Annotated in this window: 29 protein-coding genes; 10 read left to right on the forward strand and 19 right to left on the reverse strand. The window is 71.0% G+C overall.

Going from position 1 to position 23,823, the window contains the following annotated elements; all coding sequences use genetic code 11:
- Positions 1-47: 47 nt before the first annotated feature.
- On the forward strand, positions 48-1,340 hold the full coding sequence (locus ACWEVP_RS05035) for an aspartate aminotransferase family protein (protein WP_452061350.1): 1,293 nt from the start codon (positions 48-50) through the stop codon (positions 1,338-1,340).
- Here the strand turns inward: ACWEVP_RS05035 and ACWEVP_RS05040 are convergent.
- The gene (locus tag ACWEVP_RS05040; RefSeq protein ID WP_452061351.1) at positions 1,308-2,240 is read right to left on the reverse strand and encodes an SDR family NAD(P)-dependent oxidoreductase; all 933 of its coding nucleotides are present in this window, start codon (positions 2,238-2,240) and stop codon (positions 1,308-1,310) included. The genes ACWEVP_RS05035 and ACWEVP_RS05040 overlap by 33 nt on opposite strands.
- Before the next feature lie 93 nt (positions 2,241-2,333).
- Here ACWEVP_RS05040 and ACWEVP_RS05045 point away from each other — a divergent pair, with 93 nt between their 5' ends.
- On the forward strand, positions 2,334-3,188 hold the full coding sequence (locus ACWEVP_RS05045; protein ID WP_452061352.1) for a helix-turn-helix transcriptional regulator: 855 nt from the start codon (positions 2,334-2,336) through the stop codon (positions 3,186-3,188).
- Here ACWEVP_RS05045 and ACWEVP_RS05050 read toward each other — a convergent pair.
- From ACWEVP_RS05050 to ACWEVP_RS05090, 9 genes are all read right to left on the reverse strand, one after another.
- A complete protein-coding gene (locus ACWEVP_RS05050; RefSeq protein WP_452061353.1) occupies positions 3,185-4,027 on the reverse strand; it encodes a hypothetical protein in 843 nt (280 codons plus the stop codon). The genes ACWEVP_RS05045 and ACWEVP_RS05050 overlap by 4 nt on opposite strands.
- Positions 4,024-4,512 carry a hypothetical protein gene (locus ACWEVP_RS05055; protein WP_452061354.1) on the reverse strand — a complete coding sequence of 163 codons (489 nt, stop codon included), beginning with the start codon at positions 4,510-4,512 and terminating at the stop codon, positions 4,024-4,026. The genes ACWEVP_RS05050 and ACWEVP_RS05055 overlap by 4 nt, the downstream gene beginning before the upstream one ends.
- Positions 4,513-4,527: 15 nt before the next feature.
- Positions 4,528-4,719, reverse strand: coding sequence for a hypothetical protein (locus tag ACWEVP_RS05060; protein WP_452061355.1), 192 nt, complete (start codon positions 4,717-4,719; stop codon positions 4,528-4,530).
- Positions 4,700-5,443, reverse strand: coding sequence for a hypothetical protein (locus ACWEVP_RS05065; RefSeq protein WP_452061356.1), 744 nt, complete (start codon positions 5,441-5,443; stop codon positions 4,700-4,702). Before ACWEVP_RS05065 ends, ACWEVP_RS05060 begins: the two co-directional genes overlap by 20 nt.
- The gene (locus ACWEVP_RS05070) at positions 5,440-5,811 is read right to left on the reverse strand and encodes a WXG100 family type VII secretion target (RefSeq protein ID WP_452061357.1); all 372 of its coding nucleotides are present in this window, start codon (positions 5,809-5,811) and stop codon (positions 5,440-5,442) included. Before ACWEVP_RS05070 ends, ACWEVP_RS05065 begins: the two co-directional genes overlap by 4 nt.
- A gap of 138 nt (positions 5,812-5,949) precedes the next feature.
- Positions 5,950-6,855, reverse strand: coding sequence for a haloalkane dehalogenase (locus ACWEVP_RS05075; RefSeq protein WP_452061358.1), 906 nt, complete (start codon positions 6,853-6,855; stop codon positions 5,950-5,952).
- A gap of 62 nt (positions 6,856-6,917) precedes the next feature.
- The gene (locus tag ACWEVP_RS05080) at positions 6,918-7,370 is read right to left on the reverse strand and encodes a DUF350 domain-containing protein (protein ID WP_364464090.1); all 453 of its coding nucleotides are present in this window, start codon (positions 7,368-7,370) and stop codon (positions 6,918-6,920) included.
- 45 nt (positions 7,371-7,415) lie between these two features.
- On the reverse strand, positions 7,416-8,582 hold the full coding sequence (locus ACWEVP_RS05085; RefSeq protein WP_452061359.1) for a glutathionylspermidine synthase family protein: 1,167 nt from the start codon (positions 8,580-8,582) through the stop codon (positions 7,416-7,418).
- Complete coding sequence (locus ACWEVP_RS05090; RefSeq protein WP_452061360.1) at positions 8,583-9,131, reverse strand: hypothetical protein; 549 nt, start codon at positions 9,129-9,131, stop codon at positions 8,583-8,585.
- Positions 9,132-9,285: 154 nt separating this feature from the next.
- Between ACWEVP_RS05090 and ACWEVP_RS05095 the strand changes: the two genes are divergently transcribed.
- The 4 genes from ACWEVP_RS05095 (at position 9,286) to ACWEVP_RS05110 (ending at position 12,518) form a co-directional block, all read left to right on the forward strand.
- Positions 9,286-10,314, forward strand: coding sequence for a septum formation family protein (locus ACWEVP_RS05095; RefSeq protein ID WP_452061361.1), 1,029 nt, complete (start codon positions 9,286-9,288; stop codon positions 10,312-10,314).
- Entirely contained in the window at positions 10,314-10,664 is a 351-nt protein-coding gene (locus tag ACWEVP_RS05100; RefSeq protein ID WP_093945617.1) for a metallopeptidase family protein, read from the forward strand. Before ACWEVP_RS05095 ends, ACWEVP_RS05100 begins: the two co-directional genes overlap by 1 nt.
- Before the next feature lie 88 nt (positions 10,665-10,752).
- Complete coding sequence (locus ACWEVP_RS05105) at positions 10,753-11,994, forward strand: MFS transporter (RefSeq protein WP_452061362.1); 1,242 nt, start codon at positions 10,753-10,755, stop codon at positions 11,992-11,994.
- A 38-nt stretch (positions 11,995-12,032) separates the two neighbouring features.
- Entirely contained in the window at positions 12,033-12,518 is a 486-nt protein-coding gene (locus tag ACWEVP_RS05110; protein ID WP_452061363.1) for a hypothetical protein, read from the forward strand.
- Between the two features lies 1 nt (position 12,519).
- Here ACWEVP_RS05110 and ACWEVP_RS05115 read toward each other — a convergent pair whose 3' ends face one another.
- The 3 genes from ACWEVP_RS05115 to pheA all read right to left on the reverse strand — a co-directional run bounded on the left by ACWEVP_RS05115 (position 12,520) and on the right by pheA (position 14,806).
- Positions 12,520-13,161, reverse strand: a complete 642-nt coding sequence (locus ACWEVP_RS05115) for a DUF4232 domain-containing protein (RefSeq protein WP_452061364.1) — start codon at positions 13,159-13,161, stop codon at positions 12,520-12,522.
- A gap of 122 nt (positions 13,162-13,283) precedes the next feature.
- Complete coding sequence (locus tag ACWEVP_RS05120; RefSeq protein WP_452061365.1) at positions 13,284-13,901, reverse strand: histidine phosphatase family protein; 618 nt, start codon at positions 13,899-13,901, stop codon at positions 13,284-13,286.
- Positions 13,898-14,806 (reverse strand): prephenate dehydratase, encoded by a 909-nt coding sequence (gene pheA, locus ACWEVP_RS05125; RefSeq protein ID WP_452061366.1) that lies wholly within the window; start codon positions 14,804-14,806, stop codon positions 13,898-13,900. The genes ACWEVP_RS05120 and pheA overlap by 4 nt, the downstream gene beginning before the upstream one ends.
- 90 nt (positions 14,807-14,896) lie before the next feature.
- Between pheA and ACWEVP_RS05130 the strand changes: the two genes are divergently transcribed.
- The 3 genes from ACWEVP_RS05130 (at position 14,897) to ACWEVP_RS05140 (ending at position 16,923) form a co-directional block, all read left to right on the forward strand.
- On the forward strand, positions 14,897-15,511 hold the full coding sequence (locus tag ACWEVP_RS05130; protein WP_452061367.1) for a macro domain-containing protein: 615 nt from the start codon (positions 14,897-14,899) through the stop codon (positions 15,509-15,511).
- 113 nt (positions 15,512-15,624) lie between these two features.
- A complete protein-coding gene (gene coaA / locus ACWEVP_RS05135; protein WP_329053240.1) occupies positions 15,625-16,557 on the forward strand; it encodes a type I pantothenate kinase in 933 nt (310 codons plus the stop codon).
- A gap of 219 nt (positions 16,558-16,776) precedes the next feature.
- Positions 16,777-16,923, forward strand: coding sequence for a hypothetical protein (locus tag ACWEVP_RS05140; protein ID WP_452061965.1), 147 nt, complete (start codon positions 16,777-16,779; stop codon positions 16,921-16,923).
- A gap of 3 nt (positions 16,924-16,926) precedes the next feature.
- On the opposite strand, the gene ACWEVP_RS05145 is transcribed toward ACWEVP_RS05140, so the two are convergent.
- The 3 genes from ACWEVP_RS05145 to ACWEVP_RS05155 all read right to left on the reverse strand — a co-directional run bounded on the left by ACWEVP_RS05145 (position 16,927) and on the right by ACWEVP_RS05155 (position 20,956).
- The gene (locus tag ACWEVP_RS05145) at positions 16,927-18,438 is read right to left on the reverse strand and encodes a hypothetical protein (protein ID WP_452061368.1); all 1,512 of its coding nucleotides are present in this window, start codon (positions 18,436-18,438) and stop codon (positions 16,927-16,929) included.
- 189 nt (positions 18,439-18,627) lie between these two features.
- Positions 18,628-19,947: a hypothetical protein gene (locus ACWEVP_RS05150; protein WP_452061369.1), complete on the reverse strand. Its 1,320-nt coding sequence runs from the start codon at positions 19,945-19,947 to the stop codon at positions 18,628-18,630.
- Positions 19,948-20,035: 88 nt separating this feature from the next.
- Complete coding sequence (locus ACWEVP_RS05155; protein ID WP_452061370.1) at positions 20,036-20,956, reverse strand: nitrate- and nitrite sensing domain-containing protein; 921 nt, start codon at positions 20,954-20,956, stop codon at positions 20,036-20,038.
- A 133-nt stretch (positions 20,957-21,089) separates the two neighbouring features.
- Here ACWEVP_RS05155 and ACWEVP_RS05160 point away from each other — a divergent pair, with 133 nt between their 5' ends.
- Positions 21,090-21,401, forward strand: coding sequence for a nucleotide pyrophosphohydrolase (locus ACWEVP_RS05160; protein WP_452061371.1), 312 nt, complete (start codon positions 21,090-21,092; stop codon positions 21,399-21,401).
- Here ACWEVP_RS05160 and ACWEVP_RS05165 read toward each other — a convergent pair.
- From ACWEVP_RS05165 to ACWEVP_RS05175, 3 genes are read right to left on the reverse strand one after another with little or no spacing between them, the layout of a single operon-like run.
- Positions 21,398-21,682: a DUF3024 domain-containing protein gene (locus ACWEVP_RS05165; RefSeq protein ID WP_452061372.1), complete on the reverse strand. Its 285-nt coding sequence runs from the start codon at positions 21,680-21,682 to the stop codon at positions 21,398-21,400. The genes ACWEVP_RS05160 and ACWEVP_RS05165 overlap by 4 nt on opposite strands.
- A 23-nt stretch (positions 21,683-21,705) precedes the next feature.
- Positions 21,706-22,260, reverse strand: a complete 555-nt coding sequence (locus ACWEVP_RS05170) for an AAA family ATPase (protein ID WP_452061373.1) — start codon at positions 22,258-22,260, stop codon at positions 21,706-21,708.
- A 25-nt stretch (positions 22,261-22,285) separates the two neighbouring features.
- Complete coding sequence (locus ACWEVP_RS05175; protein ID WP_452061374.1) at positions 22,286-23,665, reverse strand: 3'-5' exonuclease; 1,380 nt, start codon at positions 23,663-23,665, stop codon at positions 22,286-22,288.
- Between the last annotated feature and the right edge of the window lie 158 nt (positions 23,666-23,823).

Here is a 23,823-nt window from a genome sequence, read left to right on the forward strand (position 1 = left end):
TGTTCACGGCCTCCTCATACTCGCTTGAGACCCCGAGGAGGCGTTCGATGACCGATGAGCTGCTCGCCCGGCACCGCGCAGTCATGCCGTCCTGGATGTCGCTGCTCTACGAAGAGCCGATCGAGATCGTGCACGCCCACGACCGGCGGATGACGGACTCGCAGGGGCGCACCTACCTCGACTTCTTCGCCGGCGTGCTGACCAACTCGATGGGCTACGACGTCGCCGAGATCGGCGACGCGGTCCGCAAGCAGCTCGACACGGGCATCCTGCACACCTCGACGCTGTACCTGATCCGTTCGCAGGTCGAGCTGGCCGAGCGGATCGCTTCGTTGTCGAACATCCCGGACGCCAAGGTGTTCTTCACGAACTCGGGCAGCGAGGCCAACGACACGGCGCTGATGCTGGCGACGCAGTTCCGGCGCAGCAACCAGGTGCTGGCGATGCGCAACTCCTATCACGGCCGGTCGTTCGGGACGGTCGCGATCACGGGCAACCGCGGCTGGTCGGCGTCGGCGCTGAGCCCGGTGAAGGTCAACTACGTCCACGGTGGTTACCGGTACCGCAGCCCGTTCCGCGACCTGTCCGACGCTTCGTACATCGAAGCGTGCGTCGCGGACCTGGTGGACGTGCTCGACACGGCGACGGCGGGCGACGTGGCGTGCCTGATCGCGGAGCCGATCCAGGGCGTCGGCGGCTTCAGCCTCCCGCCGGACGGGCTGTTCCAGGCGATGAAGGAGGTACTGGATTCGTACGGGGTGCTGTTCATCTCCGACGAGGTCCAGACCGGCTGGGGCCGCACGGGCGAGCACTTCTGGGGCATCGAGGCCCACGGCGTGACCCCGGACATGATGACGTTCGCGAAGGGGCTCGGCAACGGGCTCGCGGTGGGTGGGGTGGTGGCCCGCGGAGACGTGCTGGACTGCTTCCAGGCACAGTCGTTCTCGACGTTCGGCGGCAACCCGGTCTCGATGGCGGGTGCGACGGCGGTGCTGGACTACATCAAGGACCACGACCTGCAGGCCAACTGCGCGGCTCGGGGTGCGCAGCTGCTGTCGGGGTTGCGTGCGTGTGATTCACCGCTGGTCGCCGAGGTGCGGGGCAAGGGCCTGATGATCGGGGTGGAGCTGATCAAGCCGGGGACCACTACGCCTCATGTCGCGGCCGCCGCGCGGATGCTGGAGGAGACGAAGAAGCGTGGCCTGCTGATCGGCAAGGGCGGCCTGCACGGCAACGTGCTGAGGCTGGGCCCGCCGATGACGCTGACCGCCGAGGAGGCCCAGGAAGGCCTGGACATCCTGGTCGACTCACTGGCGGCCACCCACGCGGCGCTCGCCTAGCAGTTCGGCGGTCGCCTCCCACAGCCGGCGCTCACGATCACGGTCGTGGGCGACCGGCTGGACCTCCGCCGGCTCGTCCTTCAGCACGAACGCGCCGTCGCGCAGGTGCGCCCACTTCTCGTCGACGGCCAGCGCGGCCAGCAGCGGGCCCGAGCGCCGCGGCGTCGAGACGCCGGGGATGCGGGCCAGCGCGCGGCTCATCGCCTGGAACGCCGCCGGGGCGCCGCGGCCCAGTGCGGTGCCCGGCATCCAGCCGGGCTCGAACACGGACACGTTGACGTCCGTGTGCCGCTGCAGCTCGTGGGCGTAGTAGAGGATCGCCAGCTTGGCGTTGGAGTAGGCGACACCGGACGCCTCCATGCTCGGCTCGCCGGTGCTCGGCCGGGCCAGCTCGACGGGGTCCGCCCAGTCGGCCTCGGCGACGTGCAGCAGCTTGCGCCAGAAATTGGCGTGGTAGGTGTTCGAGCCGAGCAGCACGATCCGCGCGGGCGCGGTGAACGAGCCGAGCAGATCACCGATCAGCTGGGCGTGCGCCAGGTAGTTGACGGCGAAGGTCAGCTCGTAGCCGTCGGCCGACGCCTGCCGGGTGTCGGCCGACATGACACCGGCGTTGGCGATCAGCGCGCGCAGTGGCCGCACCGCGCCGGTGTCGAGCAGCTCGCGGGCGGTGGCCGCGGCTTTCCGGACGTCTTCCAGGCTCGCCAGGTCGCAGCCGATCTCGCGGACGCGGGCGCCGAGGGCGCGGGCCTCGTCCGCTACGGCGGTCAGGTCACGCCCGGCGCGGCCGACGAGCAGCAGGTCGGGGCGCTGCGCTTCCGGTCGGCCGGCGAGGGCCAGCGCGGTGTGACGGCCCAGGTTGCGGGTCGGGCCGGTGATGAGGACGGTTCCGGTTTCGGTCATGCCTCCAGCCTGCGAGGACGCGCGGGCCGCAACCAGTCGTCCGGTTTTCGTAGGACTGCCAGGGCCAGGACAGCGAGCCCGGGTTCGTCGAGAATGGACGGTGTGGAGGCGTGGGAGTTCGGCCGGACGGTCCGTCGCTGGCGCGATCGCGTGGCACCCGAGGCCGTCGGCGTCCCGGCGGGCCGGCGGCGGCGGGCCAGTGGGTTGCGCCGTGAGGAGCTGGCGGCGCTGGCCGGCATCTCGGCCGACTACCTGACCCGCCTCGAACAGGGCCGCGCGACGGCGCCCTCGGCGCAGGTGGTGGAGTCGCTGGCCCGGGCGCTGCGCGTGTCCGACGTCGAACGCGACCTGCTGTTCCGGTTGGCCGGCCACGCCGCGCCGGGCCCGGACGTCGTGCCGTCGCGGATCGCCCCGAGCGTCCAGCGGCTGCTCGACCGGCTGTCGCACACCCCGGTGGTCGTCTACGACGCGAGCTGGACGCTGGTGCTGGCCAACGCGCCGTACAACGCGCTGATGGGCGACACGACCGCGTGGCGCGGCCTGGAGCGCAACGCCGTCTGGCGCAACGTCACGCACCTGCCGTCACGGGTCGTCCACAGTGAGCAGGAGCAGGCCGAGCACGAGGCGCGCCTGGTGGCCGACCTGCGCTTGACGGCGTCGCGCTACCCCGCCGACCACGCGTTGCGGCGCTTGATCGCCGACCTGACGGCCGGCAGCCCGCGGTTCGCCGGGCTTTGGGACGCCGAGGCCCCGCCACCGCTGCCCGACCCGTCCCGGCGCAAGACGATCGACCACCCGGCGGTCGGCCCGATCACCCTCGACTGCGACACGCTGGTCGTAGCCCAGGACGACCTGCGCATCAGCGTCTACACCGCCGAGCCGGGCACCGAGGACGCCGACCGCTTGGAACTCGCCACCGTCCTCGGCACCCAGTCGCTGGACGCCTAATCGACGGCGTTCACGTCCGAGGGCGGGGCGTTGAGATCGCAGTACGAGTACAGCTCCGTCCGCCGGTCGTCCGTGCCCGGCGGGATCGTCTGCAGCGGAACGACCCAGGTAATGCGTTCGCCCGGCGCGCACGACGGGCTCGCCGGCGGCTGCTGCGCGCTGCCCGCGGGGTTGCCCTTGCCGTCGGGCGGCAGCAAGCCACCGCCCACGATCTTGCCGTCCGCCGCGCGGAACACGACCGCGGTGCGACGGCTGACCAGCGCCCGGCAGTTGGCCGAGCGCTCGGTGTACCGGACCGCGTCGGCCGGCAGCGATGCCTTGACGCGGCTGGTCGATTCGTAGGTGTCCGTCACCGGGCTGAAGCCACCGAGCGAACCGGGCGGCAACCAGGTGGTCGTCCGCACGTCGACGTCCGCCGAGATCACCTTGGCGGTCCCGCCGACGTTGACGAGCGGCCGGCCGACGCCGGTTTGCTGCCCCGGCAGCAACACCGGGATCTCCACGGTCATCAGCGGCCCGTGAACGGGCCCCGGCGGCAGGCCGTTGACGGAGACGACCACTTCGAGCGTCACCCGAGTCCGGTAGGCGATGCGCTCGCTGGTGTTGCGCAGGACGGCTCCCATGCTGGCCAGCCCCGACGAAGAGACGCCTTTTTCCGTGACTTCGATCCCGCCTCCGCCGGGCGCTGTCTTCGCGGACACCGGCTGTTCCGGAACCGCGCCGGGGATGTCGCAAGCCTTCGCCACCGGCTCGTCGCGCGTCAGGACCACCGCCGTGATCACCCCGGCGGCGACCACGGCCACGACGAGCACTGACAGGACAAGCGCGCGCCGCGTCATTCGTAGTACCGCTTCTTCAGTTCGTCCACCTTGGCCTGGAAAGCTTCGATCACCTTGGTGGCCGCCTCGGAGGCACTCGCCGCGAACTCGTCCTCGGATATCTCACGTATCGTTCCCGGCACGATGTGAACGGAGAAATTCTCCATGCCCACCGTGCTTATCGTGATCCGCTCGTCGCTCGAAGCACCGGCTGCCTCGACCTTGGCGCGGTCTGCGAAGAAGTTCGAATCCCGCAAGTCATCGGCGTCGATGTTGAGGTCCGTCTCCTCGATCGCCGTCCGGTACTGCCGCTGCCACCCGACCCAGAGCAAGCGCGCCGTCGCGGCCAGCGCCCTTTCCAGCGCAGACTCGCCGATGAAGTCGTAGACGCTTTCGCCGAACGACAACGTGGCGCCGGTCCGACGGCGGAACTCGGCCTCGATTTCCGTTCCCGGGGCCCGCACGTGAACCCGGATGCTGTCCAGCCTTTCGGCCAAATCCTCCACGATCCGCCTCCTGGCCTAGTCCGACCGGCCCAAGCCGCTGTCACCGGTGAGGTCGTGATCGTTCATGCCGGCGAGGTTCGGGCGGGCCGCGACGATTTTGTCCTTGTTCGCGTTCACCGCATCGGTCAACGCCCGCACTTTCTGCGCGATTTGCTGTGTTTCGACCTCTTGGATGTGCCTGAGGAGCTCATCGGCTGCCTGCCTCATCGAATTGACGATCGTCTCGGCTGAATCTCCGGACGCCGTGAGGCCGGCGACGCCGGCACCCCCCCACCGAAGCGAGCGCACCGATCGCCGCGAGCGGCACCACGCCCCCGGTCGCGATGGCGACCACGACCCCGCCGATGGCACTGACCGCGGAGAGCACAGAGAACTCGAAGGTCCACTGGTTCTTGCCGCACCCGCCGGCGTTGTCGAGGGCGTTCTTCGTGTTTTCCGCGATCTTGTCGATGTCGGCACGCGCCCTCAGCCACATCTCGCGGTGTGCTTGGAGGATGCCCTTGAGGGTGGAGAGCACCGTGAACTGGTTCCCGGAGATCGACTTGAAGGTATCGACGAAATTGGCCTTGAACGCCATAGCGGCGTCGCCGGTCCAGCCTTGCAGGTACCCACCGTCCGTCGTCATCTTGTCCAGGTGCGGGTTCACGAAGCTGACGTCGTTGCTGAGCTCGGTGTTGTTGACAGAACCGGTGTTCAGCTTCGCCATGGCCGCGTTGAGGTCCGCGATCAGCGGGTCGTACCGAGCCGGATCGGGCAGCCTGGAAAACGGCTCGAACATCGACTCGATGAAACCGAAGTGCTGCCGGATAGCATTGCGGTCGGGGTTCGCCCCGGACTGCGTCGCCCCTTTTTGGGCCAGCTCCTTCGCCGTCAGGTCAACTGCCTTGTCGGTGATGTCCCGGGCGTGTTGCATCAGCTGGTCGAAGCTCACAACTTCCCACCCAGTTCCGGGTCGTTCTGCGCTCGCCGGTAGAGCTCGTCACGAGCTGCCTGGTCCGTCTCGGCGTAGTGCCGCGCCGCCTTGTCCAGCGCCGTAGCGGTGTCGTCCAGATTCGCCCTGGTTTCGTTCAGGAACCCGAGCACGGTGTCGTGCAGATTCAGATAGGCCTGGTACACCGGTCCGAGCGGGTCCCCGCCGAACCGCTCCGGCCGTCGCATCACCTGGGCCAGGTCGCTCCGGACCCGGTTGCAGCTGCCGATCGCGTCGCCGTAGTCGGCCGACACGGTGGGGAAATCGACCTTCGCCACTTTCTCCAGCTCGTACAGGTCGACGCCGAACTCTTTACCTTGATGAACCACCGTTCCACCCCTCGTCCCCGTCTATTGCCTCGGGTAACCCCTCACCAGTCGCGACTGTAGCCGGTCAGTCACCATCAGGGTGCGAAAAAAGCACGCCCGGACGGCAATCGTCCGGACGTGCTCGGTGGGTCGCTCGGCTCAGCTCCGGACGAACCTCGCCACGTGGCCCGCCAGTTCCTCGCCCTTGTCCTCCTGCAGGAAGTGACCCGCGCCGGCGATCACCGGGTGGTCCAAGCCCGCCGCCCCGCGCATCGAGCGCTTCAGGATCGGGCCCATCCCGCCCGTGATCGGGTCGCCGTCGGAAAACGCCACCAGGAACGGGATCTCCAGCTCCGTCAACGTCTTCCAGGCCGCGCGGTTCGCCTCCGATGCCGGGTCGTCCGGCCGGTAGGGCACCAACCCGGGCATCGCGCGCGGGGCGGCCTTGTACATCTCGTTCGGGAACGGCGCGTCGTACGCCGCCCGCTCCGCCTCCGACAGCTTCGAACCACAGCCTGACTGCACGAACCGCGCGACGTCCAGCACCGGGGCCTTCTGCACGGCCTCGCGGAACGCGTGCCACTGCGGCGGCATGTCGACGTCGCCCGTGGGCAGGCCCGTGTTGGCCGCGACCACCCTGGCGAACCGCGATGGGTTCTCCGCGACCAGGCGCAGCCCGATCAGGCCGCCCCAGTCCTGGCCGACCAGCGTCACGTCGTGGAGGTCCAGCGCGTCGAACGCGAACCCGCGCATCCACTCCACGTGGCGCGCGTACGTGTGGTCCGTCAGGTCGCCCGGCTTGTCCGAGCGGCCGAAGCCGACCAGGTCCGGGGCGATCGCGCGCAAGCCGGCCGCGGCCAGGACCGGGAGCATCTTCCGGTACAGGTACGACCAGCTCGGCTCGCCGTGCAGCAGGAGGACGACCGGGCCGTCGGCCGGGCCCGCCTCCACGTAACCGACTCTGATCACGCCGCCGTGCGGGTCGTCGAGCTCGACGTACTTCGGCTCGAAGGGGAAGTCGGGCAGGTCCGTGAACCGGTCGTCCGGTGTCCTCAGCAGGCGCACGAACCCCACGCTAGTGCGAACGGCCGAACGCGGCCACGATCATGCCCGATCGGCCCACGACGTCAGGAGATGCCGACCGCCACCACGAGGCCCAGGCCGATGTGCGCGGCCGCGACGACGATGCTGACCGGGGCGAACTTCTCGCTCTCGATGGTCGACGCCACGTCGATGCGGGTCGCCCACTCCAGGAGCCGGACCGCGATGACCTGGACCACGATCCCGAGCAGGCCGTAGACCAGCGACGTGATCAGGCCCTCGGTCAGGTCGCTCGCCGAGTTGAAGATCGCCACGACGACGATGAAGGCCATCGAGAGCATCCCGGACGCGGTCACGATCACCGCGTTCGGCAGGCCCTGCGTGACGAGCTTCGACAGCTTGCCCGGCGTGGTCCAGTCGATCGCGTAGAAGCCGGCGAACATCAGCAGCAGGCCGACGACGCCGTACAGCAGGATCGCGCCGATCCCCCGCACGAGGTCGGAGCCGAACGTGTCGGACAGCGCAAGGGTCGTGTTCACGAATTGTCTCCCAGGAGAAAAGAGCTGATCAGCGACGGTGTTGTATCACGCTTCGGGGATGCGATGTGGGACGAATGCGGCACCGTCGTCGGTGACCAGGCCGCCGGTCTCCCGGATGCCCAGGCCGGCGGAGCTGTCCCCGACGATCCACGCGCCGAGCGCCGGCCGGTAGCCGTCGAACTCGGGCAGCGGGTCGAACGCCTGGTAGACGAAGCCTTCGGCGCCGTAGACGCCGTCGGTCTGGGTCTCGTAGCCGGTCGCGACGATCTGGACGTTCGCGCCCTCGCGGCCCAGCTTCGGCTTGCGGACGTACTCGGTGAGCAGGCCCGGGTCGTCGGCGAACGCGGGCAGCAGGTTCGGGTGGCCCGGGTAGTTCTCCCACAGGATCGCCAGCAGCGTCTTGTTGGAGAGGATCATCTTCCAGAGCGGCTCGATCCACAGCGTCCGCGGCAGCGACTCGACGGCGTGGCGGCCGAACTCCTCGTCGACCACCCACTCCCACGGGTACAGCTTCAGCACGGTCGCCATCTGCGACTCTTCGAGGTCGACGAACCGCTTGAGCACCGGGTCCCAGCCGATCTCCTCGATCGCCAGGCCGACCGTGTCGAGCCCGGCCTCGGCCGCGGTCTCCTGCAGGTACGCCGTGGTGACGTTGTCCTCGCCGCTGGGATCCGCGGCCGACCAGGTGAAGTGCAGCTCGTTCGACGGCAGCTTGTCCTGCAGGAACGCCCAGCGCTCGACGAGCTTCTCGTGGATCGAGTTCCACTGGTCGTCGTCCGGGAAGACGTCGGTCTTCCAGTGCCACTGCAGCAGCGACGCCTCCAGCAGCGTGGTCGGCGTGTCCGCGTTGTACTCCAGCAGCTTCGCCGGCGACTTGCCGTCGTAGCGCAGGTCGAACCGGCCGTAGACGTGCGGGTCCTGCCGCTTCCACGACTCGGCGATGTGCGGCCAGACCCACTCGGGGATGCCGAACCGCTGGTAGCCCTCGGTGGTCACGACGTTGTCGACGGCCTCCAGGCACATCGAGTGCAGCAGCTCGACGTCCGCCTCGAGCGACAGGACCTCGTCCATGTCGAAGACGTAGTGCACCGACTCGTCCCAGTACGGCCGCATCCGGCCACTGGCGTCGCGGGCCGGCGTGCCGTAGACGAGTCCCTGCTCCTCGACGATCCGCTGCCAGTCGCGCCGCGGCTCACGCCGGTCCCGGTACACCTACGATCCCCCGCTCTTGCCGCTGCCGCCGGTGCCCCCGGTGCTGCCGCTCTTGCCGCTGATGCCGAAGCCGCCGCGCTGGACGGACTTGCCGGTCTTCGTGGTGACGTTGGTGCGCGACGACGGCGGGTCGTAGGAGCCGCCGGAGACGTGCTGGCCGATCGTGCCGGTGCCGCCGTAGTTGTACCGGTAGCTCTGGTAGCCGCCGCCGTTGATCGGGATGAACCAGAAACCGCCGCTGGAGTAGCCGTGGTGGCTGGTCACGTACGACTCGTCGCAGTAGTCGTCGTTCTGGACCACGCCGTTCGCGTCGGTGCAGACCGCCGTGACGTTCTCCGTCTTGGCGACCGAGTAGAACGTCGCGACCAGGCCGACGAGCCCGACCGTGACGCCGCTGCCGATGAGGATCTTGCGCCGGGTCGCCGCCTTCGCGTCGGCCTGGCGGGCGAGCTCCTCGTCCCGTTCCTCCTGAACCAGCGCCTGCTGCCGCGCGCGCTGCTCGGCGAGCGAGGGCTGCTTGGGACGGGTGTTCGAGTCCTGGAATCTCATCGAACCGCGCTTGGGCGGCTCGGGGGGCGGCTGGTCCCCAGTGTTGTTGTCCTGCGTCATGTGCGCTCCGTAATCCCGGCCACCACGAAACCGTGACCCACCCTAACCACCCGGATCGCGCACGTCTCGCGCGGCGCGGGCATCATGGACTGCGATGTCTCCCAGCGCCGATCGGTTCCCCACCGCCACGCAGACGCTGCGCACCCGCGTCGTGATGGGCGGGATCTTCGCGGGCGCGCTCATCGCGCTCGCCCTCAGCGTCCTGTTCACCGGCGGCGGCGGCTTCGCCGGCGGCGCCGGCGGTGGCGCGGGCAGGCTCTCGGCGGAGGCCCAGGAGGCCTTCCACTCCCCGCCCGGCAGCTGCCTGACCTGGGACAACCCGGACGCGAGCGACGCGCGCAAGGTCGCCTGCACCCAGCCGCACCTGTTCGAGGTGACCGCGCTCGTGGACATCGGCGCCCAGTTCCCGGAGGGCGCGCCGGTCCCGTCACTGGACCAGTGGCAGCAGATCGCGCAGCAGAAGTGCACCTCGGACGTGAAGCCCTACCTCGGCCACAACCTCGATCCGTACGGGAAGCTGACGACGAACCTGCTGCGGCCGACGCCGTCGCAGTGGGACGACGGCGACCGCCAGCTGCGGTGCGGCCTGCAGTGGGCGGGCCCGGGCGGCAAGCTGCTGCCGACCACCGGGCCGGCGAAGGAGCAGGACCAGTCGCTCGTCTTCGAGCCGGGCACCTGCCTCGCGCTGCAGGGCAAGGGCGTCGGCGACCCGATCGACTGCGCGAAGCCGCACTCCTACGAGATCATCGCGACCCTCGACCTCAAGTCGAAGTTCAAGGACGCCTACCCGAAGCAGGACGACCAGAAGGCCTGGCTCGACACCGAGTGCACCAAGCAGGCGGCCGACTACACCGGCGGCGCGGACCTCGACGCGAAGAAGCTGATCCTGACCTGGGACCTGCGGGAGCAGGAGAGCTGGGACGCCGGCTCGACCAAGGTCAACTGCAAGGTGGCGGCGCTGCTTCCGGACAAGAGTGGCCTGCAGGCGGTGACCGGCAGCCTCAAGGCCGCCCCGGCGGGCCCGGACGGCGGCCAGCCCCAGGACGGCGGCCCGCCTTCGGACGGGGGCGGCGGCCCGGCGACGTCGAGCTCCGCCCCGCCGTCGACGAAGACGAACGGCTGATGCCCGTCGAGATGAGCCGGGAGCGGTTCGAGGAACTGGTCTCGGAAGCGCTGGACGAGGTCCCCGCCGAGTTCGCGCGGGCCATGGACAACGTCGTCGTGCTCGTCGAGGAGTTCAACGACGAGGCGCCGGACATCCTCGGGCTCTACCACGGGATCGCGCTGACCGAGCGGACGTCGTCGTACGGCGGGGTGCTGCCCGACCGGATCTCGATCTACCGGCAGCCGATCCTGGCGATGTGCGAAGACGAGGACGAGGTCGTCGAAGAGGTCCTCATCACCGTCGTGCACGAGCTGGGCCACCACTTCGGCATCGACGACGCCCGGCTGCACGAGCTCGGCTGGGGCTGAAGCCACAACGTGACCACCGGCGGCTGACCACGCGCTTATCCTGTTACCCGAAGTCATTGGGTGACTGCGATGAGTGCTGGGGGATCCGGTGAACCCTGCTCGAAGACTCACGTGGCTGCTGACGTCGAGCGCCGCCTCCCACCTGGGCGACGGCATCGGCAAGGTGGCCCTGCCCCTGCTCGCCACGACCTTGACCCACGACCCCGTGCTCATCGCCGGGCTGTCCGCGACGCAGTTCCTGCCGTGGCTGCTCTTCGCCGCCGTCGCCGGCGCGCTGGTCGACCGGATCGACCGGCGGCGCGCGATGGTCGTCGCGAACACCGCCCGCGCCGTCGCGGTCGGCACCCTCGCCGTGCTGGTCGCCGCCGGCGGGATGACGATCTGGCTGGTCTACCTGACGGCGCTCGTCATCGGCACCGCCGAGACGATCGCGGACAGCGCGGCCAACGCCCTGGTCCCCGCCGTCGTCGGCGACGGCTCGCTCGACAGCGCCAACAGCAAGCTGCAGGCGTGCGAGATCGTCGGCCAGACGTTCCTCGGCGGCCCGATCGGCAGCATGACCTTCGCGCTCTTCGCCGCCTTCCCGTTCCTCCTCAACTCCGCGGGCTTCGCGATCGCGGCCGCGGTCCTGCTCGGGCTGGCCGGCACCTACCGCGGTCGCGGCGAACAGCAGCCGGCGCGGTTGCGCACCGAACTGGCCGACGGCCTGCGCTGGCTGCGCGGCAACGCGCTGCTGCTGCGGCTGGTCGTCATCGCCGGGCTGCTCAGCCTGGTCAGCGAGCTCGCGCAGGCGCAGCTGGTGCTGTACGCGCTCGACGACCTCCACCTCTCGGACGCGACCTTCGGGTTCTTCGCGTTCGTCGGCGGCATCGGCGGGCTGCTCGGCGCGGGCGTCGCCCCGCGGCTGGTGCGCGTGGCCGGCCGGCGCGCGGTCGTGACCGGCGGGATCCTCTGCTGCGGTGCCGGGTTCGGCGGGATGGGCCTGGTGCGCTCACCGGTCGCGGGCGCCGCGCTGTTCGGCCTGTTCGCGGCCGCGGTCGTCGCGGTGAACGTCGTGCTCGCGACCGCCCGGCACACGCTCGTGCCCGGCGAGCTGCTCGGCCGGGTGCTCGGGGTGTGGCGCACGGTCGTCTGGGGCGCGATCCCGCTCGGCGCCCTGCTCGGCGGGGTGCTGACCACGGCGCTCGGCACGGCGGCGCGCACGTTCGCCGTCTCGGGGCTGGCGATGCTGGTGATCGCCGCGTTCGCGGCCGTCGCGCTGCGACGCTTCCCGCTGGATGACAAATCGGACTCAGCCGTGGCGCTACAGCACCAGGAACCGGGTTTGTGAGCTGAAATATCTCATCACCCAGGTGGTGGGAGGCGGCTATGCGCACCGTGGACCCCGGAACCGGCACCGACGCCGGCCCCGACTTCGACGAGCCCGCGGGCGAGTCCGACGACGTCAAGGCGGCGGCACCGCCGCAGTCGCGGCGGCTGCTCGTGCTGTGCGCGGTGGCCGGGTTCGTGCTCGGCGGCGGGGTACTCGGGCTGCTGTGGGGCCTGTCCGGCGTGCACGCGGGCGCGCTCGACGACGCGCTGGCCGCGTGTCAGGCTCTCGACCGCGTCGGCGACCTGCCGGACACGAGCCGGGACACGCAGCCGTCGCTGACACCCGGCCTCACGCCCGAACGGCTGCACCGGATGACCGCCGCCCGCGAGCTGTCCGCGGCCGCGGCCCAGGTCAACGCGACCTACCAGCCGCTGGCCGACCACATCGACGGCGTCGCCAGGATGGTGCTCAGCCTGCACTTCAACGACATCTCCGGCCAGCGGCACCTGGTCCAGGCGCAGGAGATCTGCGGCCGCATCTAGCTCACGCCGGGTGGACCGTCTTCACCGAGAGCTGGTTGCCCGGGATCTTCGTGCTCGCGCACGCCGTCCCGTCGGTCGGCACGAACTTCGACGCCGTCTCCTGCGGCAGGTAGATGCGCAGGCCCTTCACCGCCGTCGGCTGGCAGGTGCCCGGATCGAAGTTCTGCACGTTGACGAACTGGATGTCGGCGGCCGCGGTCTGGCCCGGGTCCAGCTTGACCGCGTTGCCCTTGGTGCCTTCGCGGAACGCGTCCTTGCCGACCTGGTGCCCGTCCGCGCCGGCCACGTAGGAGACCCCGGGGAAGCCCTGGATCTCGCACGGCTTCGCACTGGTGTTCTTGATCAGCAGCGGCCGGTACACCGAGCCCGCGCCGGCGTCGCCCTGGCCGAGCGACAGCGTGACGTCGCCGGCCTTGCAGAGGCCGTTGTCGGCCGGCTGGGCGACCGGCGGCGCGGCGGCCGTCGAGCTGCTCGCGCTGGGCGCGGTCGAGGTGACGGTGGTCGAGGTGGGCGACGCCGTGGTCGACGGCGTCGAGCTGCTCGCCGCGTTCGTGGTCCCGCCGCTCCCGCAGGCGGAAAGCGCGAGAACGCCCGCCGAAGCCGCGATGATCGGCAGCAACCGAGAAAGCTTCGTCCGAACCATGTCAATCGCCTCCCTGGTGTGGTGCTACTGGGTAGACGTACGGATCTCCGGCAGGTTGGTTCGCCTCGTTAATTCCCCACCAAACGTGTCTTAAACGTGACGGGATCACACTTTCGTGACGATCAGAGCGGCGTGTCAACCCAGGTCAGGCAGTGCCACCGGCCCTCCGGCCGGGCTTCGAGCTCGACCAGGCCGGTGTTCGGGATCAGGGCCGCGTTGGCGACGTCGGCGTGGACGTTCGACGCCAGCCACTCGGCCGAGAGCCGGATCGCGCCACCGTGGCTGACCAGGGCGATCACGCCGTCCGGGTCGGTCTCCTCGTGCTTGGCCCGCAGCCCACCGACCGCGTCGAGCATGCGGGTGCGCACGTCGGTGCCGCTCTCGCCGCCGGGCAGCGCCGGGTCCAGCTCGCCGAGCGTCCACCGCCGGACGACCTCCATGTAGGTCCGGATCGACTCGTGGTCGGTCGCCCCTTCCAGGTCGCCGGCGGTGACTTCGTGGACGCCGTCGACGACCTGGACGTCCAGGTCGAACTGTGCGGCCAGCGGCGCGGCCGTCTGCTGCGCCCGGATCGCCTGCGACGCGTAGACCGCGGCGATCGGCTCCTCCGCCAGCCGGAACGCGAGGTGCTCGGCCTGCGTGCGGCCGAGTTCGGTCAGCGGCGGGCCCGGCAGGGCGGTGTCGAGCGCGCCGCGGACGTTCCCTTCGGTCTGCCCGTGGCGGATGAGCAGCAACCTCACGCCAGGTCTCCCTTGCGGACCGCGTCGGCCCACACGGCGGCGTCGACGAAGTCGTCGTTGCCGAAGCCGGGTTCGATCGTGGTGCGCGTCCCGTCGGCACGCGGGTGCGAGCCGAGGAACCGCAGGTTGCGGCAGTGCCGGCGCAGCGCGGTCAGCGCGTCGAGGATCCGCGGCTCGGCCAGGTGCCCCTCGAAGTCGATGAAGAAGCGGTACTCGCCGAAGTTGTTCCGCGTCGGCCGGGCGTCGAGCCGGGTCAGGTTGATCCCGCGGTCGGCCAGCGCGGTGAGCAGCTCGGCGAGCGTGCCGGTGCGGTTCACGGCCGCGGCGACCACGGACGTCCGGTCGGCGCCCGTCGGCTCCGGCAGCTCGCCCGGCGGGCGGACGAGCAGGAACCGCGTCGCGGCGTCGCTGACGTCGGCGACCTCGGTGGCCAGCACGTCGAGGTCGTAGTGCTCGACGGCGACCGGCGCGCACACCGCCGCGTCGAACTGGCCCTCCAGCACCCCGACCGCGGCCGCCGACGTCGAGGACGACGCCACCGGGTGCGCGTCCGGCAGGTTCGCCTCCAGCCACTCGCGGACCTGCGCGAGCGCGTGCGGGTGGCTGGCGACGGTCTTGATGTCGCCACCGCCGCGCCGGGTCAGCACGCTGAAGTGGATCGGCAGGATGGCCTCGGCGACGGCGACCAACGGGGTCGACTCGCTGAGCGCGTCGAGGGTGGCGGGCACCACGCCCTCGACCGAGTTTTCGATGGGGACGCACGCGGCGTCCGCCTCGCCCTCGCGGACGGCCGTCATCGCCAGCCGGACGGTCTCGACCGGAATCAGTTCTCCGCCGCCGGCGAGGACCCGCGCGGCCTGTTCGGTGAAGGTCCCCTGGGGGCCGAAGTATGCGATCCGTGACACATCCCCAGGCTACGGGGGTGGCGACTTTCACTCGGACAGCCGGTACGCCAACTGGTTACGCCCGGTGGCATTTTTTGCGATGCTAAGGGCGTGACCGCCGACTCGGGCACGCACACCGGCCGTGAGGGCACGCACCCGCCGGTCTCCGCTCGCACACCGGAGCTGGTGCTGTGCGCCGTCGATGAACCACTCGCCACCGCGTGGGCCGCCGCCGCCAAAAAGCTGACGGGCCGGGTCCGGGTGCACCGCGGGTCGGTCCTCGACGTCGTCGCCCAGGCCGTGGTCAGCCCGGCCAACTCCTACGGCTGGATGCGCGGCGGCATCGACGCCGTCTACGCGCGGGCGTTCCCCGGGGTCGAGCAGAGCGTCCGGAGCGCCGTTTTGGCTTTTCACGGCGGTGAGCTGCCCATCGGCGAGGCGGTGGTCGTGCCGACCGGCGAGGCCGAGCCGGCGTGGCTGATCAGCGCGCCGACCATGCGCGAGCCGGGTGAGCGGCTGCCCGCCGACACCGTGCACCCCTATCTCGCGGCGCGGGCGGTGTTCCTGCAGTGGCGCGACGGGCGGCTCGACGACGGACCGGTGCGGGAGCTCGTCGACACGATCGCGATGCCCGGCCTGGGCACCGGCGTCGGCGGGGTCGATCCCGCCACCTGCGCGCGCCAGGTCGCGGCGGCGTGGGAAGAGGTCTTCCGTCACACGCGGTGAGCACCCGAAACCCGGGGTGGACTACATCACAGCGCTTTAACCGGCCGCAAGCCCTACCGTTGACCAAGCAGGTGAACGTCCGCCAGTGCAGGCGACGGCCGGAGGAGTGTGCGATGACCCGGGTCCGCGAACTCAGCCCGTATGTCGAGCTGCACCGGGAACAATGGAAAGAACTGCGAAGTTCGACGCCGTTGCCGCTGACCGCGGCCGAGTTGCTGCGGCTGCGCGGCCTGGGCGAGCAGGTGGACCTGGCCGAGGTGGCCGACGTCTACCTCCCGCTCTCCCGCCTGATCAACCTCCAGGTCGCCGCGCGCCAGCGGCTGTACGAAGCGACCACGACGTTCCTCGGTGACGACTCCCGCGGCACGAAGGTCCCGTTCGTGATCGGCATCGCCGGGAGCGTGGCGGTCGGCAAGTCGACCACCGCCCGCATCCTGCGCACGCTGCTCGCCCGCTGGCCGGACCACCCCCGCGTCGACCTGGTCACCACCGACGGGTTCCTGTACCCGCGCGCCGAGCTGATGCGGCGCGGGATCATGCACCGCAAGGGCTTCCCGGAGAGCTACGACCGCCGCGCGCTGCTGCGGTTCGTCACCGAGGTGAAGTCGGGCGCCGAGCGCGTCGCCGCGCCGGTGTACTCGCACCTGGCCTACGACATCCTGCCCGGCCAGGAGCAGGTGGTGCAGCAGCCGGACATCCTCATCGTCGAAGGCCTGAACGTGCTGCAGCCGGGGCCGCGGCTGATGGTGTCCGACCTGTTCGACTTCTCGATCTACGTCGACGCCCACACCGACGACATCCAGCGCTGGTACATCGAGCGGTTCCTGGAGCTGCGGCACACGGCGTTCGCGGACCCGGCGTCGCACTTCCACCACTTCGCCGGCCTGCCCGACGACGAGGCCCGCGCCGAGGCGCGCCACCTGTGGCGCTCGATCAACGAGCCGAACCTGATGGAGAACATCAAGCCGACCCGGCCGCGGGCGACGCTCGTGCTGCGCAAGGACTGCGACCACGCCATCAACCGGGTGCGCCTGCGCAAGCTCTGACCCGATTACTTACCGCGTCACCCACATGCCGCGCATTCGCACGCTGAGCGAGTGCGCGGCCACGATTTGTCGTGGCCCCGCGACTCTCCGCACCGGAATCCGGCCGATCGGCCGAGGTGCCGTAACCGGTTGGCCGATACCCCCGGCCGCTTGTGAAAGCGACCCTGAAGGAGTCAGGAAAACGGCTCTGAGCTGGGGAGGAGGCCCACGATGTTCGCGATGGTCCTTACGTGGGTCGGTGCGGTGCTCGGTCTGGTGTTGCTGATCGCGATGGCCGCGGGAACCTTCGTCGTCGACTTCGACGACCGGCTGCAGGAGCGCCGGCGCCGGGGCAAGCCCGCCGAGCCGGCGGGCCCGCTCCCCTAGACGTCAGAGTTCCGCCAGCGCCTCGACGTAGGCGTCGGCGTCGTATTCGAGCGATTCCTCGGACTCCAGCAGGCTCCCTTCCAGAGCGTCGATCAGCTGCTCGAAGATCTCGTCGCGGTCGAGCTCGCCCTCTTGCAGGCGCTGCACGGCCTGCCAGGCTTCGGCGGGCTCGTCGTCCCACAGCTGGTCGACGATCGTCGCGCGCAGCACCAGCCGCTGTTCTTCCTCGTCCTCGTCGGCTTCGGCGATCACCAGCGCCCGGCGCTGTTCGGGGTCGGTGGGGTCGAGGTCGACCTCCTCGTCCTCGATCTCTGTCGTCAGCGACGGCACCGCGAACATCCGGCGTTCGAGCGCGTCCGCCAGCTCGGTCGGCGACAGGTCGCCGACGTCGCCGAAGTAACGCTCGAGCGGGGAGTCGTCCTCGTCGGCGTACTCGCTCAGGTAGTCGGCGACGGCCTCGTCGAGCGCGGCGACCGCGGTCTCGGTCAGCCCGGCTCGGTCGGCCGTCCACTGCACCCAGGCGAGCACGACCGGCTCGACGGCGTCCTCGTGCTCGGTGTCGAGCTCGAACTCCTCACCCAGCAGCCCTTCGAGGAACCGCGCGATCTTCTCCGGCCCGACGCGCAGCGGGTTCGCCGGATCGGTGCGCACGCCGTGTTCCAGCAGGAGCGCGCCGATCGCGCGGGCGGCGTCGGCGTCCTCACCGCTCGCCGCGACGAACTGCTCGACGACGGCGGCGCGTTCGGTTTCGGACCATTCGGCGACCTCGGGGACGAGCGACGGCTCCGGCAACGCGCGCGACCACGTCAGCGCGACCGCGTGGAAGCGCGCGTAGTCCTCGCTCACGTCGGCGTCGTCGAGGTGGTCGGTCGCGGCGAGGCCGTCCGACAGCAGGCGGTGCGCCTCGGCGGGGTCGACCGCTTCCAGCACGACCAGCTCCGGGTCAGCGTCGGCCTGGGCGCGCATCTCGGCGAGCACCTCGCCGGGCTGCTCGATCACGACGAGGTCCCGGACCCGGCCGCCCTCGGTGAAGTCGAGCAGCGCGAGTAGGCCGTGCGCCTGTTCGCCGTGGGTGAAGACGCAGAGCAGCGACGACTCGTCGCCGTAGACGTCGCCGGTCCGCCAGCACTCGCCCGCGGTGACCTGGCCCAGCGCGCCGGCCCAGCCCGGGGCGGGGATGCCGCGGCCGAGGACGACCTGCAGGCCGGCTTCGGCCGCCTTGCGCTCGACGTCGGTCTCCGCGACGACCTCCAGCGCGGCCAGCAGCGCGGCCGCGCCCGGCGTGATCTTGCGCTGGGCGAAGGCGATCAGCTCCAGGCCGAGCGGCTCGTCGCCCTCTTCGAGGGGCACGTCGCGGAACTGGCCGAGGACCTCGGAGGCGAGCAGCTCGACGTCCACCGGGGCGGGGTCGGCGCCCAGCGCGGAAAAGTCGTTCAGGACGTCCTTGAACAGGCCGGTCACGCTGTGGGTGACGGGCTGCGGTGCCTTCTTGCGGGCGCGACTCACCGGGCTCATGGACTCATGGTTTCACCTGCCCGCGAGCCGGTCGCGGTGGCCCTGGCGCGGGTCCCGGCCGCGTGCTCGACGGGGAGGCGCCGAGCCGGACGGCGGAACAGGGCCACCGCGACGTCGCTGGCCAGAGCGGGTGACCGCCTTGGCGGGCTTGCGGTGTCCCGGTGCACGTGTATCACCGGTTCACTTCGGTCAACGAGGGGTGCGGGGCGGGGTTACGGCTTTCGGGATGGCGATTCGCGCGGCCCGGATTTCCGTGATCAGCCGGGTTTTCCGGCGGTGGGTTTCCACCAGCGAGCCGAGGTAAGCGGTGAATTCGTCCGGGGTCTCCGCGCGCTTGTGCAAGGTGCGCAACAGCTTCAGCCGGCGCGCGGCTTCCTGGTAGGCCTGCGGGTCCTTGCGCTCGATGAGCTCGTCGACGTGCTCGCGGAAGACCGGGATCGTCTCGGCCGGGTGTTCCGCCGCGCGCTGCTCGGCGAGTTCGAGCTTCAGCTCCGGTGCCGCCCCGAACCGCACGCAGGCGCGCCACGCTTCGTCGGGGCGGCCGTCGTCGAGCAGGACGCGGGCCAGCTCGTCGGCCCCGCCCTCCGCGGCGCGCTCGCGCAGGCGGGTCAGCGCGGCGCGCCGCTGCGCGGGCCACTTCCCGTCGGCGGTCGCGGCTTCGCGCAGCGCGGCGTACGTCTCGCGGCCCGGCTCGGCGTCGAACTCCTGGCGGCGCCGGGCGGTTTCGTCGTCGGCCTCGGGCGGTTTCGGGTTCTTGTCCTGGGTGAGCGCGCGGGCGGCGTGCGCGATGGCCTCGCTGTGCCGACCGGCCGCGCGCAGCACCCGGACGATCTTGAGGCTGACCTCGCGCCGCGGCGGCTTGGCGGACAGGATCGCCACCAGCTCGTCGACGTCGCCGAGCACCTCGGCCAGCTGTTCGCGCAGCCCTTCGGCCACGTCACGGCGGTGGCCCGGCCCGCTCGCGGCGAGCACATCGTCCACAGTGGACTTGATCCGGCGCAGGCCGGTCTCGCCCAGCGCCGCCGCGAAGTCGGCGAGGTCGATCGCCGGGCGGCCGGGGCCGTCGAACTCGACCTCGAGGATCCAGTCGGCCAGCTTCTCCGGGTCCGGCGGCCGGGCGGCGCACGCGCGCGCGTACAGCTCGACGGCGCGGTCCAGCCGGTCACCGAGGTCGCCGGCGTGGTCGCCGGACTGCTCCAGCACCTCGCTGATGTCGTCGACCGTGCGGCGGGCGAGCGGGGCCAGGTCGGCCCGGCTGCCGGCGTCGAGCATCCGCTGCAATGTGTCGAGCACGGCGCCGACCTTCGCGGTGTATTCGCCGTTCCCGTCGGTCACCGCGGTGTCGAGCAGCCGGTGCGCTTCACTGACATCACCGGATTGGGTGGCGGCCCGCAGTTCGAGCGAGTGCCGCAACTCGGGGTCACGCTCGGCCTGGGCGTGCAAGAGGTCCGCCAGCGTCTCCGCGTCCAAAGTGCGCAGGTAGGGGCGAAGATCCGAGTGGGGACTCACGCGCACCAGTCTGCCCGACCCCGCCAGTCCGGCGTGTGGTCCAACCGCGTGCTCTTTTCGGCGTAGTCGACTACCGGTCGTGACAGCCTCATCGGCGGCGCAGGTCGTCGAGCACGGCTTTCATCGGCCACGGCTCGGGCACGCGCGGCCGTCGTGACCGTGCGTGGCGGGGTCGCGGGATCGCCGCCTGGATCGTCGGAACCATGATCGGCACGACCGGCACCGGCACCCGGGCGACGAGCCGGCGCACGACGACGAGCAGGAGCCCGGCGCACAGGAGCAGGGCCGCGCTCGCGGCGATCGCACCGGCGAACGTGCGGCGGCCGTCGTCGAGGGTGAGCTGCACGGCGTACTGGCTCTGCTGGGCGTACAGGTTGCCGAGCTGCCGGGAGACGCTGTCGGCGGCGCTGCGCCACGTGGACTCGGGAACGGGCAACGGTTCGGCGGCGGCCAGCGCGTCTTCGACGGCCGCCAGCCTGCTCCAATCGGCGCTGCGGGTGAGCGACTCGTACGCGGTACGGCCACTTTCCGTGAGCTGCGGCGCGATCCGGTCCAGTTCGGCCCGGTAGGCGGCGACGGCCTCGGTGAACGGCCGCCGCGTCACGGCGTCGATCCCCGCCAGCGCGAGGGAATCGGAGCGGTCCATCCCCTCGGCGACGGAAAGCAGCTCGACGGCGGTGGTCTGCTGGTAGGCGGACTCGGCGTCGGGCGCGTGCCGGGCGTACTCGCGCAGCCCGGCGATGGCGGTGTCGATCCGCTGGGTGAAATTCGCGTACGCGGCGCTCCGTTGGTCGGGCACGGACATCGCCGCGCTGCGCTGCCCCTGCAGCGACCGGACGGCGGTCGCGGTCCGGCCCGCGGCCCCGGCCGTCTCCACGGCGCCGTCGCTGGTCCGGTTCGCCTGCTGGACCAGGAAGAACGCGATCACGAGCGCCACGACGACGAACGCGCCGCCGGGCACGAACGCGATGCAGAGCATGCGGCCGCGGACGGATCGCAGGTACTTCAAGACGTTCCTTTCCCTGCCTCAAGCCCCGCAAGCATCCCGACGGCGTTCAACCTATTGAGTGAGAGATTCACCGGTCAACGCCGGTCCGCCATACGGGCGTTAGCGCACTGTGACGGCTGAGGACAATCGTCGGGTGACTTTCGATGAGGTGACCCAGCGCCTCCGCGCTTTCGCCGCGGCCAGGGCCTGGGAGCCGTACCACACCCCGAAGAACCTCGTGATGGCGTTGTCCGGCGAAGTCGGCGAGCTGACGTCGCTGTTCCAGTGGCTGACGCCGGAGGAGTCCGACGCGTGGCGCGCGGACCCGGAGCTGGCGGCGAACGTCCTGGACGAGATCGCGGACGTCACGTTGTACCTGCTCCAGCTGGCGGACCGCCTCGGCGTGGACCTGGCGGCCGCGGCGCACGCGAAGATCGACCGCAACGAGAAGCGGTTCCCGGCTTAGATTTCGCTCAGCAACGGCGGCGGGGTGCTGGCAACGGGCGCGTCCGGATCGGCCAGCCACCCACCCCGGCCGTCGGAGCGCAGCATCGACCAGATCCCGAACTCGTCGAACCGCAGCTGCGCGATGCCGTGTTCGGAGTCGTCACCGGTCCGGAGCTCGACGATGGTGACAACGCCGCCGCGGACCCGGCACTCGACGCGGAGGCGGTCACGGAGGTGTTCGGGAACCCGCTGGGCACACCACCGTTCGATCTGCCGCAACGCGAGCTCGGGTATCGCCATGGGTCCAGTGAACCGCACGGCGGTCAGCGGGCTTCGCCGAGGACCGCGACGACGTCGGCGTAGGTCTGTTCGGGCGCGCGGCCACCGGTGGGCACGACGAGGCAGCCGGGCCGCTGCGGGAGGTAGGCGGCGAGCTGGTCGTGGATCCGTTCGACCACGGCGATCCCGCCACGCCGGTTGAGGATGTCGTCGAGGCCCTTGGTGGTGGCGTCCGCCGTCGCGGCCCGCCCGGCGAACCGCGCCCCGGCGACGGCTTTGTCGGCGGTGAGCAGGATTTCCCGGTACTCGGCACCGCACCGCCGAGCGGCGTCCTCGAAGGCCCGGATGTCGGCGACGCGGGTGGCGAGCTGCGGCATGACGACGTCGTGCCCGGTCCGCAGGTGCGTCTCGGCCATGGCGAGGGTGAGCAGCTGCGCGGCCTTGAAGGTCTCGAAGAAGGTCTCCCGCCAGCCCCCGATGAGGCAGACGACGCGGTCGGTGTCCAGGTTCAGCACGCCGGGCCGCCGCTCGGCGTAGGCCTGCGCGATCGTCGACTTCCCGATCCCGGAGGGTCCGTTCAAGTGGATCAGTCTCGGCACCGTGCCGACGGTACCGAACTCCCGATCATCGCGGCGCGGGCTCGGCGATCCACCACCCGCCGACCAGCGCGCCCACCCCCAGCACCGCGAGGAAGATCCCGCCGGCCAGCGGAGTGCCGCCGAACATCGCCACCACGACGATGAACATCAGCAGCAGCCCGGCCCCCATCAGAATTCGGCCGCCGAGCACCTTCGCCGGACGCTCCTCCGCGACGACCTGGCGCGCGGGCGCCTCGAACCCGAGAGCCACCGGTGCGGCCCGCACGTCGAGCACCTCGGCCCCCAGCTCGCCGGCCCTGGCCACCCGCGGCTCCCCGGCGGGCACCGTCGCGTCGACGACGAGGTGCGTGACGCTCGCGGTCAGCTTCTTGGCCAGCTGGACGCCCTCTTCGAGCACGCGCGCCCGCATCCGGTCCGCGTCCACGCTCGTGCCGAGCACCAGGACCCGGGTCGCTTTCCCGCCGCCGGCCGGCCGCACATCGACTCCGGCGACGCCGAGCGCGGTCGCCACCTGGCGCAGCTCGCGCGCCTCCGCGGCGGTCACGACGCCGTCCCGTTCCGCGATCTCCCGCAGCGCCGTCACGAACTGCTCGTGCGTCGATCGCACCCGCGCGCCGGACAGCCCGGCTTCGGTCGCCAACGCGGCCAGCGCCGTCACTTCCTCGGGCGTCAGGTGCTGGTCGGCGACGACTTCCGCGAGCAGGTCCAGGTAGGCGTCGCCGTCCCGGCCGGCCGCGATCCGCTCGACGGCGTCGGCCATCCACCCCGGCTCCGCCGTCGCCACCTCGCCACGCGGGAACAGCCGGCCGCCGGCGAACCGGGGCAGGCCGGGGAAGACCGGTGGCGCCGCGAACGTGAACCCGTACCGCTCGACCATGCTCGTCACGAGCCGGGCGACCGTCCTCGCGCCGGGCAACGCCGCCTGTCCCGGCCTGGCCGGCACGCCCAGCGCGTGCGCGACGGTGGTGAGCCGGTAGTTGGGCAGCCGCACGACCGACTGCGCCACGGCGAGCGTCGAAACGCCCGGCAACACCGGCATCCGGACCCCGAGAGCACCGATCTCGGAGTCGAGGAACGCCGAGACGAACGCCAGGTCGTGCGCCACGACAACGCTGCCCGCGCACAGGTCGAGCAGCGGCCCGAGCACCTCGCCGAACGACGGGGCGTCGTCGAGTTCGGCGCGCGTGATGCCGTGCGCCGGGCCGGGCGGCACCCCGGGGCCGGGATCGACCAGCGTCGTCAGCTGGCCGGCGATCGAGCCGTCGGCGTGCACCCGCACCGCGGCGAGCTCGACGACGCGCCCGGGGCGCAGACCGGTCGTCCGGATGTCGATGGCGGTGAAGTCGGTCCCGTGCGCGGGATGACCGCCGGCGCCGCGCAGCGAAAGAGGTTCGATCACGTCCACCGGGGTCGTTTCGCGGCCGGGTGTTGTGACAGCTTTTCGGTGCGGAACCGCTGTTCGTGACGTGATCGTGACGGCAACATTCCCCCGGATAACGACTGGTGGCCGATCACCGGCCGATGCGTAACAACGACGGGAGATTTCCCGAGTACTCCCTCGGC

This window comes from Amycolatopsis sp. NPDC003865 (assembly GCF_053605345.1).